The 12,469-nt window shown below is 62.6% G+C and carries 19 protein-coding genes; 9 read left to right on the plus strand and 10 right to left on the minus strand.

Translation table 11 applies throughout. The features are described 5' to 3' along the window. Positions 1 to 25 precede the first annotated feature (25 nt). Positions 26 to 979: an agmatinase gene (locus AC1D10_RS05265; protein WP_477269327.1), complete on the plus strand. Its 954-nt coding sequence runs from the start codon at positions 26 to 28 to the stop codon at positions 977 to 979. A gap of 201 nt (positions 980 to 1,180) precedes the next feature. Then, positions 1,181 to 1,582: a hypothetical protein gene (locus AC1D10_RS05270; RefSeq protein WP_378922757.1), complete on the plus strand. Its 402-nt coding sequence runs from the start codon at positions 1,181 to 1,183 to the stop codon at positions 1,580 to 1,582. Positions 1,583 to 1,592: 10 nt separating this feature from the next. Here the strand turns inward: AC1D10_RS05270 and AC1D10_RS05275 are convergent, their stop codons facing one another. From AC1D10_RS05275 to AC1D10_RS05285, 3 genes are all read right to left on the minus strand, one after another. After that, complete coding sequence (locus AC1D10_RS05275) at positions 1,593 to 2,024, minus strand: GlcG/HbpS family heme-binding protein (protein ID WP_111544449.1); 432 nt, start codon at positions 2,022 to 2,024, stop codon at positions 1,593 to 1,595. A 256-nt stretch (positions 2,025 to 2,280) separates the two neighbouring features. After that, a complete protein-coding gene (locus AC1D10_RS05280) occupies positions 2,281 to 2,514 on the minus strand; it encodes a hypothetical protein (protein ID WP_477269330.1) in 234 nt (77 codons plus the stop codon). 77 nt (positions 2,515 to 2,591) lie between these two features. Further along, on the minus strand, positions 2,592 to 3,113 hold the full coding sequence (locus tag AC1D10_RS05285; protein ID WP_477269332.1) for a winged helix-turn-helix transcriptional regulator: 522 nt from the start codon (positions 3,111 to 3,113) through the stop codon (positions 2,592 to 2,594). Between the two features lie 99 nt (positions 3,114 to 3,212). Here AC1D10_RS05285 and AC1D10_RS05290 point away from each other — a divergent pair, with 99 nt between their 5' ends. The 4 genes from AC1D10_RS05290 to AC1D10_RS05305 all read left to right on the plus strand — a co-directional run bounded on the left by AC1D10_RS05290 (position 3,213) and on the right by AC1D10_RS05305 (position 5,657). Further along, a complete protein-coding gene (locus tag AC1D10_RS05290; RefSeq protein ID WP_477269334.1) occupies positions 3,213 to 4,049 on the plus strand; it encodes an alpha/beta fold hydrolase in 837 nt (278 codons plus the stop codon). A gap of 126 nt (positions 4,050 to 4,175) precedes the next feature. After that, positions 4,176 to 4,832, plus strand: a complete 657-nt coding sequence (locus tag AC1D10_RS05295; RefSeq protein WP_477269336.1) for a glutathione S-transferase family protein — start codon at positions 4,176 to 4,178, stop codon at positions 4,830 to 4,832. 5 nt (positions 4,833 to 4,837) lie between these two features. Then, positions 4,838 to 5,182 carry an ArsR/SmtB family transcription factor gene (locus AC1D10_RS05300; RefSeq protein WP_111544445.1) on the plus strand — a complete coding sequence of 115 codons (345 nt, stop codon included), beginning with the start codon at positions 4,838 to 4,840 and terminating at the stop codon, positions 5,180 to 5,182. A gap of 10 nt (positions 5,183 to 5,192) precedes the next feature. Then, positions 5,193 to 5,657: an SRPBCC family protein gene (locus tag AC1D10_RS05305; protein WP_477269338.1), complete on the plus strand. Its 465-nt coding sequence runs from the start codon at positions 5,193 to 5,195 to the stop codon at positions 5,655 to 5,657. 33 nt (positions 5,658 to 5,690) lie between these two features. On the opposite strand, the gene AC1D10_RS05310 is transcribed toward AC1D10_RS05305, so the two are convergent. The 3 genes from AC1D10_RS05310 to AC1D10_RS05320 form a co-directional block, all read right to left on the minus strand. Continuing rightward, on the minus strand, positions 5,691 to 5,954 hold the full coding sequence (locus AC1D10_RS05310; protein WP_477269340.1) for an ArsR/SmtB family transcription factor: 264 nt from the start codon (positions 5,952 to 5,954) through the stop codon (positions 5,691 to 5,693). Positions 5,955 to 5,985: 31 nt separating this feature from the next. Continuing rightward, positions 5,986 to 7,233: an MFS transporter gene (locus AC1D10_RS05315; protein WP_477269342.1), complete on the minus strand. Its 1,248-nt coding sequence runs from the start codon at positions 7,231 to 7,233 to the stop codon at positions 5,986 to 5,988. 85 nt (positions 7,234 to 7,318) lie between these two features. Beyond that, positions 7,319 to 7,513, minus strand: a complete 195-nt coding sequence (locus AC1D10_RS05320) for a DUF1192 domain-containing protein (RefSeq protein WP_379095511.1) — start codon at positions 7,511 to 7,513, stop codon at positions 7,319 to 7,321. A 103-nt stretch (positions 7,514 to 7,616) separates the two neighbouring features. Here AC1D10_RS05320 and AC1D10_RS05325 point away from each other — a divergent pair, with 103 nt between their 5' ends. From AC1D10_RS05325 to AC1D10_RS05335, 3 genes are all read left to right on the plus strand, one after another. Beyond that, a complete protein-coding gene (locus tag AC1D10_RS05325; RefSeq protein WP_477269345.1) occupies positions 7,617 to 8,627 on the plus strand; it encodes an NAD(P)H-quinone oxidoreductase in 1,011 nt (336 codons plus the stop codon). A 229-nt stretch (positions 8,628 to 8,856) separates the two neighbouring features. Then, positions 8,857 to 8,997: a DUF1127 domain-containing protein gene (locus AC1D10_RS05330; RefSeq protein WP_183447736.1), complete on the plus strand. Its 141-nt coding sequence runs from the start codon at positions 8,857 to 8,859 to the stop codon at positions 8,995 to 8,997. Between the two features lie 413 nt (positions 8,998 to 9,410). Continuing rightward, positions 9,411 to 10,103 (plus strand): DUF1013 domain-containing protein, encoded by a 693-nt coding sequence (locus tag AC1D10_RS05335; RefSeq protein WP_379095517.1) that lies wholly within the window; start codon positions 9,411 to 9,413, stop codon positions 10,101 to 10,103. Positions 10,104 to 10,287: 184 nt separating this feature from the next. On the opposite strand, the gene AC1D10_RS05340 is transcribed toward AC1D10_RS05335, so the two are convergent. The 4 genes from AC1D10_RS05340 to AC1D10_RS05355 all read right to left on the minus strand — a co-directional run bounded on the left by AC1D10_RS05340 (position 10,288) and on the right by AC1D10_RS05355 (position 12,349). After that, positions 10,288 to 11,007: a helix-turn-helix transcriptional regulator gene (locus AC1D10_RS05340; protein WP_477269348.1), complete on the minus strand. Its 720-nt coding sequence runs from the start codon at positions 11,005 to 11,007 to the stop codon at positions 10,288 to 10,290. Positions 11,008 to 11,025: 18 nt separating this feature from the next. After that, complete coding sequence (locus AC1D10_RS05345; protein WP_477269350.1) at positions 11,026 to 11,433, minus strand: hypothetical protein; 408 nt, start codon at positions 11,431 to 11,433, stop codon at positions 11,026 to 11,028. A 73-nt stretch (positions 11,434 to 11,506) separates the two neighbouring features. Then, positions 11,507 to 12,097: a DJ-1/PfpI family protein gene (locus AC1D10_RS05350; RefSeq protein ID WP_477269352.1), complete on the minus strand. Its 591-nt coding sequence runs from the start codon at positions 12,095 to 12,097 to the stop codon at positions 11,507 to 11,509. 84 nt (positions 12,098 to 12,181) lie between these two features. After that, positions 12,182 to 12,349: a hypothetical protein gene (locus tag AC1D10_RS05355; RefSeq protein WP_111544436.1), complete on the minus strand. Its 168-nt coding sequence runs from the start codon at positions 12,347 to 12,349 to the stop codon at positions 12,182 to 12,184. Positions 12,350 to 12,469: the final 120 nt, after the last annotated feature.

Here is a 12,469-nt window from a genome sequence, read left to right on the forward strand (position 1 = left end):
AGCCTTTCAACACAGAGGAGACCCCATGTCCAAACTCACCACCGCGCCGCGCGATGTCTTCCAGACATTCATGAACTTTCCGCTGGTCGAGGACCTCGACACGCTGAAGGCCGACGTCGCCATCATCGGCATGCCCTACGGCGATCCCTACACGATCGACGAGCTGATCAACGACCAGACCAATGCGCCGACCGCGGTGCGGCGTGCCTCGCAGCGCATCAGCCAGGCACTCGACCGCTATGATTTCGATATTGGCGGGCCGGTCTTCGATGGCAGGGATATCAGGGTTGTCGATGTCGGCGACGTGCCCGGCGATGCCGCCGATCATGTCGGGCACTACAAGCGGGCCGAGGCAGCGATCCGCAAGATCCGCGCCGCCGGCGCCTTGCCGATCACCATCGGCGGCGATCACGGCATTCCGATCCCGATCTTTCGGGCGCTCGATGGCGAGGGCCCGATCACGCTGGTGCAGCTCGACGCCCATCTCGACTGGCGCGACAATGTGAACGGGGTCAAGGAGGGGTATTCCAGCACCATCCGCCGGGCTTCCGAAATGGCGCATATCAAGGACATTTTCCAGGTCGGCATTCGCGGCCAGGGCAGTGCCCGCACGGAAGAGGTCCAGGCGGCGCGGGCTTATGGCGCCAACATCATCACCACCAACGAATGGCAGGATATCGGCACCGCCGCGCTGCTCAAGCGCATCCCGGATGGCGGACGCTACTACCTGACCATCGACGCCGATGGTCTTGATCCGGCCGTGATGCCGGCGGTCGAGGGACCGCAGCCGTGCGGTGTCAGCTATCGCCAGACGATCGAACTGATCAAGGGCCTGTTCGCCAAGGGCCGTGTCGTTGGCATGGACATCGTCGAGATCGCGCCCGCCCGCGACATCAACGAGATCACCTCGATGACCGCCGGCCACATCATCCTCAACGTCATTGGTGCGGCCGTGCGCGCCGGTCAATTCAAGCGCTGAGCCCGCTATCTCGTCGTTTGATGCAATTCCGGACGGAAAGCCGTTTCACATTTCTCTGGAATTGCTCCGTGTCAGCCGAGCGCTCGGCTGACACGGTTGTTGCATCCGGTCTTTCACCGTGTTCGTGGCTCCTCACGAAAAATCTTGACGGCGTGCCCGTGGCGCATTCTACAAAGGATTGCCCCCATATGGAGACGCCAGATGTTCGGTGCCGTCCCGCTTTTGATCGTGCCTTTCGTGCTCTACAATCTCGGCCTGCTCGGAATATTCGGCGGCGGGGACGACCCGTGGGCGAACGAAATCTTCTCGTTCAGCATGATGTCGGGCGGCGTGTTCTCGATGACGCTGGGCGACCTGATGGTGCTGCTCGGGCTTATCTTCCTTTTCCTCGAAATGGCGAAGTCGGTGCGAACGACCAATGCCTCGATCATGGACCATCTTCTGTCGACGCTGGTCTTCGTCGCGTTCCTGGTCGAGTTCCTGCTGGTGAAGGGTGCGGCACATTCCGTGTTCTTCACGCTGATGGTCATCGCGCTGTTCGACGTGCTGGCCGGATTCGCGGTGTCGATGCGGTCGGCCAGTCGTGACATAAATCTAAACTAGGGCCAAGGCCTCAGCCTGGATCGGCGGTGAAGCCGGCGGCCTCGATGCCGGCGATGGCGGCGGCTTCGTCATTGTCCGAGGTATCACCGGAAATGCCGACGGCGCCAATGATGGCGCCGGCCTTGTCGCGGATCAACACCCCGCCGACGACCGGCAACACGCGACCGCCAGACACGTCCGAGATGCCAGCAACGAGGTGCGGGCGCTCCTTGGCGAAGGCCTCGACCCGGCGCGAGCCCATGCCGATGGCCAGCGCGCCATAGGCCTTGCCGGCCGACATTTGCGGACGCAGGAACGAGGCGCCATCCTGGCGCTGGAAGGCGACCAGATGTCCGCCGGCGTCGAGCACCGAGACGCCGAGCGGCTTGAGCTTGAGATCGGCACCCCTGGCAAAGGCAGCATCGATGATCTCAACGGCTTTTTCGAGCGACAGTGCGGTCATGGCAGTCTCCTGGTTGAAACGCGTCGATCATCGACCGTCGACGGGCACGGCAAAATCCCGGTTTCGGTTGAAATAGCTTCGCATGAAGAGGCGGAATGGAAAGCGGCGTTCACCGACACCATCCGGACATGGCGCCATCGCTATGGCTCCCCTCTCTTTGTTTGACGCAATTCCCCAGGGAAAGCGCTGCGCGCTTTCCCCGGGAAAACCGTTTCACACTTTTCCTGGAATTGCTCCAGACGTGCCTGGAGGAGGGCTATTTCTTCTTGGTGCGGGCCGGCTTCTTGGCGGGTGCCGCCGGCGCGTTGGCAAGGTCTTCCGCTTCCTTGGCGAGACGCAGCGCCCGCAACTTGTTGGTTTTGGCCTGGCGGGCGTCGCTCTCGGCGACGTATTCGGCCATCGCCTTCTGGCGAACCGTTGCCGCCTCTTCCTGCTTCTTGAAACGCAGGTCAGCACGCGCGCGGGCGGCATCCCGAGAGTTCTCAACCAAGACCTTATCCAATCCCGTGAATTGTGATTTTCCGCCTGTTCTAGCAGAGCCGGCCCCCAAACGGGAAAATAAGTTGGTCAAGCGGCCGGGCTGGCGGCGAGGGACTTGCTGGCGACCACGGCCTCGTAGGCGGCCTGCAAAGTCGCGCGGATAGAAGGACCAGTCGCCGTATCGAGCGGCCTGCCGAGATGCTCGTGGCGCAACTCGTCCATGAACTTGTCCCACATTGGCGGCCCGCCTTTCTCCAGAAGCTCGGCGCGGATCGAGAGTTCCTCGCTGACCGGCAGCCAGACACGGCCCCAGGCGCCGAGATGGGCCAGGATCGGCACCAGTGTGATCGCCATCTCGGTCAGGCTGTAGATCGCCTTCTGCTTGTGGCTGGGGTCGTCTGCCTTGGTCAGCATGCCCAGCCCCATCAGCCGCTTCAACCGGTCGGCAAGGATGTTGGAGGCAATGCCTTCCATCGATCCATTGAGCAGTTCGCGAAAGTGCCGCCTGCCACCGAAGATCATGTCGCGGAGGATGATCAGGCTCCAGCGGTCGCCGAAAACTTCGAGCGACAGGTTGATCGGGCATCCGGACCGGCGATCCATGCTCATGAGATTTTCTCCAAAAACCGGTTGCATTATCTTATCAGTTTTACTATTGTGCAACCGATTGCAAAATGCAATCAGTTTTGCAAAACGGGAGACTGCGCCATGACGACGATCGAACGTCCCCAGATCATATCCGAAGCCTTTGGCGATCGGGCAAACCCGCCGCTGTTGCTGATCATGGGAGCGATGGCTTCGATGCTCTGGTGGCCGGAGGCGCTGTGCCGGAAACTGGCCGATGCCGGCCTGTTTGTCATCCGCTACGACAATCGCGACACCGGCCGCTCGACCAAATATCCGCCGGGCGAGCCGCCCTACACATTCGACGACATGGCCGACGATGCGATGCGTGTGCTCGACGACCACGGCGTCGGCAAGGCGCATGTCGTCGGCATGTCGATGGGCGGCATGATCGCGCAGCTTGTGGCGCTGAAACACCCGTCCCGCGTCGCTTCGCTGACCGTCATCAGCAGCTCACCCGTGGGGATCGACACCTCGCATCTGCCGCAGACGAGCGATGCCTATATCAAGCATTCGGCTGAGGGCGCGAAAGTCGATTGGTCGGATCGTGGCCAGGTGATCGATTTCGTGGTCAAGGACGCGCAGGCGATCGCCAGCACCGCGCACCCATTCGATGAGGCTCGGATGCGAGCTTTTGTCGAGCAGGATTACGACCGCTCCGGTGGCCTGCTGAGCGCGACCAATCACTTCATGCTTAGGGGTGGCGATGCGTGGAAGGGTCGGCTGCGCGAGATGACGGCGCCACTGCTGGTCATCCATGGCATGGCGGACCCGATCTTTCCGGTCGAGCACGGCGAGGCGCTGGCCGAGGCTGTCGCCGGTGCGAAAATTCTTCGGATCGCAGGCGGCGGCCACGAGCTGCATCCGGACGACTGGACGATGATATCTTCCGCCATCGTCGGCCACACCCAAGCCGGTTGAGGCGCGCCCCGCGCGGGTCTTGACGAGCAAGGTCTGTGGCAATAGTTAAGTAAATGCTTCAGTGATTAATCCTGGCAATCAGTACGGCACCGGCCACCGACGCATCCCGAAACAGACGAGCAAGAAATGTCCCTGACGCTTCATTTCCATCCGCTGGCCTCCTTCTGCTGGAAGCCGTTGATCGCGCTGTATGAGAACGGCATACCGTTCACGCCTGTCATCGTCGATCTCGGCGATCCCGAGTCGCGGGCGGCCTTCCTGAAGATTTCGCCGACCGGCAAGATGCCGGCTTTGCGCGACCATGCGCGCGACCGCACGGTGCTGGAATCGACCATCGTCGTCGAATACCTCGCCGCGCACCATCCGGGGCTGGTCGACCTCGTTCCCGCCGACGTCGACCTCGCGCTGGCAGTCCGGCAGGCTGATCGTTTCTATGATTTCTATGTGCAGGAGCCGATGCAGAAGATCGTCGGCGACCGGTTGCGGCCGCAGGACAAGACCGATCCGTTCGGCGTCGAGCAGGCCCGCGCCCAGCTGCGCAATTCCTACGCCATCATCGAACAGGACATGCGGACAAAGACCTGGGCGATGGGTGACGCGTTCACCATGGCCGATTGCGCGGCGTCTCCCGCGCTGTTCTACGCCAACAAGGTCGAGCCGTTCAGCAACGAGTATGCTGCCGTAAAGCGATACCATGACCGCCTGGTGCAGCGCCCTGCTTTCGCCCGCGTGATCGAGGAAGCGCAACCCTACTTCAAGTTCTTCCCCTACAACAACGGCTGATCGCGATGCTGCACGATCCTGCCCAGATCGATCTGATGTTCCAGGCGCTCGCCGATCCGGCGCGGCGACAGATGGTCGACCGGCTGTCGCGCGGCCCCGCTTCGGTCAGCCAGCTGGCCGAGCCGCTGGCGATGTCGCTGTCGGCCGTCGTTCAGCATCTGAACCTGCTGGAGGCCAGTGGCCTCGTGCGCACACAGAAGCTCGGCCGGGTACGCACCTGCCAGATCGAACCCAAGGCACTGAGAGCGGCCGAACACTGGATCAATGAGCGGCGTCTCGCCTGGGAGCGCCGGCTGGATCGGCTCGGCGATTTTCTGGCCGAGACCGGCGATGACACCGAAGGAAACTGAGGAGCCCATCATGACAAAACGTTCCGTCGTCCATTCCACTTTCGTCATTGAACGCAGCTACCCTGCGTCGCCCGCAAAAGTCTATTTCGCGTTGAGCAATCCGGCGGCAAAGCGGCGCTGGTTCGCGGACCCCGACAATCCGATACCCGGCCGGTACGACATGGACTTTCGTGTCGGCGGCAAGGAGGTCAATGCTGGCGGACCCAAGGACGGGCCGATCTACGTCTACACTGCCACCTACCAGGACATCGTGCCGGATCAGCGCATCGTCTACAGCTACGACATGCTGTTTGGCGAAACCCGCATTTCGGTTTCGCTGGCAACTGTCGAACTTCTTGCCGAGGGCACGGGCACGCGGCTGGTGCTGACCGAGCAAGGCGCCTTTCTCGACGGCCATGATAATTCAGCCACACGCGAACACGGAACGGGCGAGCTGCTCGACGCGCTCGGCGCATTCTTGCGGAAGGAGGGCTGATCTGCGCCCCAGGTGTTGTCCTGGCCCAACGGGTCAGGCTTCCCAGAACTGATCGAGCCAGATGTTGAGTTTGAGAAAGCCGGCAATGCTCACCGTGTAGACGCGCCTGGTGCCTTCGGCCTTGGCGTTGACCAGCCCGGCATCGAGCAGCACTTTCAAATGTTGCGAAACGGCTGGGCGCGATACGGGCAAACCCGCGGCCAATTCGTTGACGGTTTTCGGGCCGCGGCGAAGTTCTTCCAGAAGATGGCGCCGGTTGGGATCGGCAATCGCCATGAAGGCGTCGGAAAAGATCATGCTGTATTTGTGAGGCAAAGCCTTTCGAATCTCAACCGTCTGCTTCTGCTTTTCTTCTGGGATCAAGTCGCAATGCTTCCGGCGTCACCGAACGGTCGGCCGGCTGCGTCTTGAAGGCGTCACGGTCGCCGATCGGTACCGGAGCACGGCGGCTGATGCGCAGCAGTGTATAGCCCGCCAGGCAAAGATGCGCGAAGGCAGTCGCCAGGAACAGGCCCTCGGGGCGCATCCAGCCCATCAGGGCGGCTGCCAGCAGAGGTCCGATCATCGTGCCGAAGCCGTAAAGCAGCAACAGGCCACCCGACACCTTGACGAAATCCTCGGAGCGGGCGTGGTCGTTGGCATGCGCCACAGCGATCGAATAGAGCGTATAGGCGAAGGCACCATAGGCGGCAGTGCAGACGATGACGAAGACACTGGAGCGTGGCTCGAACAGGAAGATCGCAATGGCGAACAGAGCCGCGCCGAAGGCAGCACCCGCCAGAACGAAGCGCCGGTCAGTCTTGTCCGAGAGACGCCCGGCAGGAAGCTGCATGGCTGCACCGGCAACCACCACCAGGCTCATCATCAGCGCGATCTCGGCCGTGGAGATGCCGATGCGGGCGCCATAGACCGCGCCAAGCGTGCCCCAGGCGCCGTTGGCGATGCCGATCAACAGGCAAGCGACAGCCGACACCGGCGAATTGGCATAAAGGCCTTTGACGTCGAGCGAGACATCCTGCAGCGGCTTGGGGTGTGAAGCGGTCGAGACCGCGGTCGGAATGAGCGACAGGCAAAACAGGATGCCGGTGATCATGAACAGCGATGCCGACTTCACATCGCCGCCGGCGACGATCATCTGTCCGCCCATGATCGAGGCATAGGTGACCATCATGTAGAGGCCAAAGACGGTGCCGCGGTTCTCGTTGGTGGCCTTCTCGTTCAGCCAGCTTTCGATGACCATGAAGGCGCCGGCCATGGTGAAGCCGGTGAAGGCGCGCAGCAGGATCCAGACATACTCGTCGATGATCAGCCCGGTGAGCAGCGCCACGATGGCGCCCGACGCGGCAAAGGCGCCGAAGGCACGCACATGCCCGGCGCGGCGCACGATGCGCGGTGCAAAGAAACAGCCGGTGACGAAGCCGCCGGCCCAGGCCGTGCCCATCAGGCCGAGCGATGCGGTCGAGAAGCCTTCCAACTGACCGCGCAGGGGCAACAGCAGCCCGTGCAATCCAGACGCCGCGAGCAGGAAGGCGGTGCCGCGAAGCAGCGAGAGGATCGGTCGGTAGGTTGCGAACATTGTTTGATCCGGCTCGGGTTGGCGGGGCGCTGGGTCTGAAGACAGTCGCATTCGGGCTTTTCGGCGGCGAGTCTTGCGCCCGTGTCTATCCGCGGCGGAACAGCGCCTCGGCGGCCGATTTGGTGCTGTCCTTGGCCCTGAGCTCGTTCTCCAGGCGGGTGATCTCATCGCGCAGGATGCCGATCCGCTCGGTCAACTCACCGACCGAAAGCAGCGACAGGTCCTGCCCGATCTCGTGCGGGCGCGCTTTCTTCTTGGGTTCGTCGTCGAAGATCGCCATCGTCGCTCTTCCCAGATTGGCCATTTGCCTGATTTGGCAATCAGCATACATAGGGCAGGGGCGTCGATGCAAACAGCCGATCGGACAACGGCGAGGAAATCTCATGGCGAGCGGACAGAAAATTCCGGCAAGAATGACGGCCATCGCGATCTCGGAGCCGGGTGGGCCCCGGGTGCTGAAACCCGAAACGCGTGACGTGCCGCAGCCCGGCCCCGGCGAGATCCTGATCAAGGTGCATGCCGCTGGCGTCAACCGGCCCGACATCCAGCAGCGCAAGGGCGCTTATCCGCCGCCGCCCGGCGCATCCGACCTGCCGGGCCTCGAGGCCTCCGGTGAAGTGGCCGCGCTTGGCGATGACATATCGCGCTGGCGCGTCGGCGACCGCGTCTGTGCGCTGACGCCCGGCGGCGGCTATGCCGAATATGTCAAGGTCCACGCCGGCAGCGTGCTGCCGCTGCCGGCCGGCTTTACCCACACCGAAGCCGCGGCTGTGCCGGAAAACTATTTTACCGTCTGGCACAATGTGTTCGAGCGCGGCGGCCTGAAGAGCGGAGAGACGCTGCTCGTCCATGGCGGCTCGTCCGGCATCGGCACCACGGCGATCCAGCTTGCCTCGGCTTTCGGCGCCTATGTCATCACCACCGCCGGCAGCAAGGAGAAATGCGACGCCTGCCTGAAGCTTGGCGCTGACCGGGCGATCAACTATCGCGAGGAGGATTTTGTCGCCGCGGTGAAAGAGGCAACGAGCGGCAAGGGCGCCAATGTCATTCTCGACATGGTCGGCGGCGACTATGTGGCGCGCAACTACGAGGCCGCCGCCGGGGAGGGTCGCATTGTCCAGATTGCCGTGCAGGCCGGCGCCGTGGCGAGCGCCGACTTCTCGAAGATCATGGTCAAGCGGCTGACCCACACGGGTTCGACGCTGCGGCCGCGCACCGTCGAATTCAAGGCGGCGATCGCGGCAGCGCTGGAGGCGCAGGTGTGGCCGTTGCTCGGCACCCGCAAGGTCGCTCCCGTCATGGACATGATCTTCCCGCTCACCGAGGCCTGGCGGGCGCATGAGCGCATGGAGGACGGGGAGCACATTGGCAAGATCGTGCTCGACGTCGGCTAGGACGCATCGAGATACAGGTGATTGATGCCGGCCTGCAAATGGCGCCTTCCTGCGCTTCCTGAATCTCAACACGTCCCCGGCGTGCGTCTCGCTGCCTACAAGATGAACAGAGGCTTAATGGTGCAATGCAGCATTTGCATCATTGCTATGCAAAATCAGCCGTTCAAGTCCCGCTCGATGATGACTATTTGAGCATCACCGAAACGAACAACCCATTTGGAGGACTACCATGAACCCGATCCGCGCTTTCCGTAACTGGCGCATGTACACCGAGACCGTGCGTGAACTGAACCGCCTCAACGCACGCCAGCTCAGCGATCTCGGCATCAACCGAGCCGACATCGAGAAGATTGCCCGCAAGACCATCTGACGTCGGGCAGGGTCCGCTCTGAGACGCGGACCCTGCTGTAGAAGCCAGAGCCGCATCAGACGGGCTATCCGTCGCGGTTCCGAACCCGCTGGACCCAGTCCGGCGGGTTTTGTCGTTTTGGAGACCGGATGGCGAGGCGGGATCGACCGCGGCCTCGGCCTGTACGGGGTCGGGCAGGGCTGCCCGCCGCTCGATGTTGCGATGGCCAACGCTGCAGACCGGCCTTTTCGATCTGACGCCGACTGAAGCGCGCCTGTTCCGGTAGCCGTGGGGTGCACGGTTTCCGGCCAGTGACATCCAAAAACATTGCGAAGCGGCGACAGAGCGGTTATACAAGCCGCGAATTTCCCATTTTGGTGGCTCTAAACCACCGCCCGCGCGGGAACGCGGGCGAACGAGAAGGATTTTTTGCAATGGCCAATACGCTGCTGATGCCCAAGGCGACCGCCGTCTGGCTGGTTGACAACACCGCGCTTTCTTTCGAGCAGATTGCGCAGTTCTGCGGGCTGCATCCGCTCGAGGTCAAGGCGATCGCCGACGGCGAATCGGCGCAAGGCATCAAGGGCATGGATCCGATCATGACCGGCCAGCTGAGCCGCGACGAGATCGCGCGCGCCGAGAAGGATCCGAACCAGCGCCTGAAGCTTTCGGACCCCAAGGTGCGGGTGCCGGAATCCAAGCGCAAGGGTCCGCGCTACACGCCGCTGTCGAAGCGCCAGGATAGGCCGAATGCCATTCTGTGGCTGGTGCGCAACCATCCCGAACTGAAGGACGCGCAGATCTCGCGCCTCGTCGGCACCACCAAGTCGACGATCGAGCAGATCCGCGAGCGCAAGCACTGGAACTCGGCCAACCTGCAGCCGATGGACCCGGTGACGCTGGGCCTCGCTTCGCAGATCGACCTCGACATGGAAGTCAACCGCGCTTCGCGTGGTCGCGAACAGGCGCAGCCGGTCGGCGACACGCTGTTGCCGGCGGCCTTGACCGAGCGGCTGGTGCCGGCTCCGGAGAAGCCGAAGGACGAGGATGCCGAACTCGACGCCAACGCCGTCTTCGCCAAGCTCTCGGCCTTGAAGTCGAAGAACACGGACAACGAAGACGAGTAAGGTTTCCGACTGCCCAAGAAAAAGCCCGCTTCGAGCGGGCTTTTTTGTGCGATCCGGCAATCTCAGAGCGGTTCGTCGTTTCACGGAAACGCAGAACCGCCCTATCGCTTTGTTTTGACGCAATTCCCAAAGGCAAAGCGCTACGCGCTTTTCCCGGGAAACCCACACTTTTCCTGGAATTGCTCTAGGTTCGCGCCGATCGGTCCGGTGCCATGCCGTAATCCTCGCTGCGCTCCACCGCGCGGTAGAAGTCGGCAAGCTGCTTGCCGCGCTCCGGCTTGAAGATGCGGCCGGCGATGATCACCGAGGCGATGCGATCGATGCGGAAGGCCCGAAAATCATCGCGCATCTCGCACCAGGCGACCAGCGTCCACACCTTGCCCCAGAACCACAGGCCGAGCGGACGGACATCGCGGGCGGTGCCGCGGCCGGCCTCGTCGCAATAGTCGATGGTCAGCACCTGGCGCTTTTCGACCGCACGTTCGATCAGGTCGATCGCCTCGCGGGCGGCGTCGCTGACCACCCACATCGGCGTGTGGATCTCGGTGCGGGCGATGCGGTCCTTCTCGGCATCCGGCAGCACCGCACCGATCTTGATCAGCGCCTCGTCGGCGGCGCGTGCCATTGCGGCGCCGCCAAAGGCGCGCACCATGCGGGCGCCGGCAACCAACGCGACGATCTCGTCACGCGTGAACATCAGCGGCGGAAGGTCGAACCCCTCTCTCATCATGTAGCCAACGCCGGCCTCGCCGTCGATCGGCACTCCGGTCGACTGCAGGTCGGCGATATCGCGGTAAATGGTTCGCTCGGAAACCTCGAGCCACGTGCCGAGCTTCTGGGCGGTGACCAGACGGCCACCGCGCAGATGTTGCACGATCTGGAAGAGCCTGTCAGCGCGGCGCATCGTATGGTCCCTCGGCGTTTATGGTTTCAGCCCTTCGCGCTTGCGCTGCGCGGCGACGAACGCCGCGCCGAAGGACAGTTTTCTGGTGGTCGGCGTCTTCGCATCGAGCACGCGCCAGAACGGTGCGATATCGCTCAGTGTCATGCCGCGTTCGAGATCTTCGTTGGCTGCCTCGGCGACGGTGCGCAGATGATAGCCGATGGTGATTGGGCATGTCACTTCGGCGCCATGCTCGATGGCAAGTGCTGTCCGCAGCGCACGGACATCCATCTCGACACCTTCCGGAATTGAGCGGATGAAATCATCGACCTGGCGCGCGGTCGGCACCAGCATCGGCTGGCCCTCGATGACATCAGCCATCGTGCGCGGCGTCGGTTTCACGCCGTTGATACCTTGTGTGTTCAATCTGTCGTTCCAGCTTTTCATCGATCGTCCTCTCGACCCCGATGCACAGCATCTCGATTTCGCACCATTGCACGTACATCCTGACAGCATACTGTCAGGATGCTTCAGCATATTCCTTGGCGAACAGCGTCCGCATCTGCGCGAGATCGCTGCCTCTTTCGGGATAGAGCGTCTTCAGAAAGGCGAGCGCGAATGTGCCGGGCGCCGAGCCTGGCGCGGATACGACTTTGCCGTCGGCGACGGCATGCGGCACGTCCTGATAGTTGTCGTCGCCGGCATAGCCGGCTTCATGACCGTTGATCCAGTCGCGGCCGTTGCTGGTGTGCCTGGCCGTCTCAAACAAGCCGGCCCGGGCCAGCGCCAGCGTGCCGGCACAGATACCGCCGACCACGCCGCCGCGCGACGCTACGGCGGTGAGCAGTTCTGCCGTATCCGGTGGCGCCTCGCCCGCCCACTGGTCGGAACCGATGACGGCGATGGCATCGAGATCGGCATTGTCACCAATTTCGGCCGAGCGATCGGGCGTCAGCCGAAACCCGCTGATCCCGGTCACCGGCTTGCCGTCTGATGTCAGCGATACGGTGCGGGCGCCGAACCATTCGACCGCCGATGCCGCCAGCAGGCCATATTCCCAGTCGGCAAAGCCTTCGATGAAAAGAAAGCCGATTGTCTTCTGTTCGGGCATGAGCTCGCTCCATCCCTCGCGCGCCGGACCACTTATCTGGGCGTTGGGGCGCCCACATCCAACCGTTGTGTCGAAAAATTCGTCTCAATTGCCGCGATGGCGACGTTCCGAATACATGTCCGGCCAGCCGATATCCTTGCGAAGGTCCGCTGGCAGCGAGTTCATGAACCGCTGGGTGCGGATTTCGTTGCGCATCGTCCGGATCTTGCCGACATAGTGCTGCATGCCGCGCAGAATGGTAAAACCGTTCATGGCTAGTCTCCTCTCTCTGAATGGAGACACTATCGCATACCCCTCCTGACAGCAGTCTGTCAGGAGGATGGCAGGGCGCGGACGATAGTTGCGACTGGGTGCCTATGCCGAGGAAAGGCA

The sequence above is a fragment of the Mesorhizobium sp. P2_A8 genome, assembly GCF_056404935.1.

Coding starts and splice junctions, on each gene's coding strand:
- AC1D10_RS05265 (WP_477269327.1), top strand. CDS start 26: ATGTCCAAACTCACCACCGCGCCGCGCGATGTCTTCCAGACATTCATG.
- AC1D10_RS05270 (WP_378922757.1), top strand. CDS start 1,181: ATGTTCGGTGCCGTCCCGCTTTTGATCGTGCCTTTCGTGCTCTACAAT.
- AC1D10_RS05275 (WP_111544449.1), bottom strand. CDS start 2,024: ATGACCGCACTGTCGCTCGAAAAAGCCGTTGAGATCATCGATGCTGCC.
- AC1D10_RS05285 (WP_477269332.1), bottom strand. CDS start 3,113: ATGAGCATGGATCGCCGGTCCGGATGCCCGATCAACCTGTCGCTCGAA.
- AC1D10_RS05290 (WP_477269334.1), top strand. CDS start 3,213: ATGACGACGATCGAACGTCCCCAGATCATATCCGAAGCCTTTGGCGAT.
- AC1D10_RS05295 (WP_477269336.1), top strand. CDS start 4,176: ATGTCCCTGACGCTTCATTTCCATCCGCTGGCCTCCTTCTGCTGGAAG.
- AC1D10_RS05300 (WP_111544445.1), top strand. CDS start 4,838: ATGCTGCACGATCCTGCCCAGATCGATCTGATGTTCCAGGCGCTCGCC.
- AC1D10_RS05305 (WP_477269338.1), top strand. CDS start 5,193: ATGACAAAACGTTCCGTCGTCCATTCCACTTTCGTCATTGAACGCAGC.
- AC1D10_RS05310 (WP_477269340.1), bottom strand. CDS start 5,954: ATGATCTTTTCCGACGCCTTCATGGCGATTGCCGATCCCAACCGGCGC.
- AC1D10_RS05315 (WP_477269342.1), bottom strand. CDS start 7,233: ATGTTCGCAACCTACCGACCGATCCTCTCGCTGCTTCGCGGCACCGCC.
- AC1D10_RS05320 (WP_379095511.1), bottom strand. CDS start 7,513: ATGGCGATCTTCGACGACGAACCCAAGAAGAAAGCGCGCCCGCACGAG.
- AC1D10_RS05325 (WP_477269345.1), top strand. CDS start 7,617: ATGGCGAGCGGACAGAAAATTCCGGCAAGAATGACGGCCATCGCGATC.
- AC1D10_RS05330 (WP_183447736.1), top strand. CDS start 8,857: ATGAACCCGATCCGCGCTTTCCGTAACTGGCGCATGTACACCGAGACC.
- AC1D10_RS05335 (WP_379095517.1), top strand. CDS start 9,411: ATGGCCAATACGCTGCTGATGCCCAAGGCGACCGCCGTCTGGCTGGTT.
- AC1D10_RS05340 (WP_477269348.1), bottom strand. CDS start 11,007: ATGCGCCGCGCTGACAGGCTCTTCCAGATCGTGCAACATCTGCGCGGT.
- AC1D10_RS05345 (WP_477269350.1), bottom strand. CDS start 11,433: ATGAAAAGCTGGAACGACAGATTGAACACACAAGGTATCAACGGCGTG.
- AC1D10_RS05350 (WP_477269352.1), bottom strand. CDS start 12,097: ATGCCCGAACAGAAGACAATCGGCTTTCTTTTCATCGAAGGCTTTGCC.
- AC1D10_RS05355 (WP_111544436.1), bottom strand. CDS start 12,349: ATGAACGGTTTTACCATTCTGCGCGGCATGCAGCACTATGTCGGCAAG.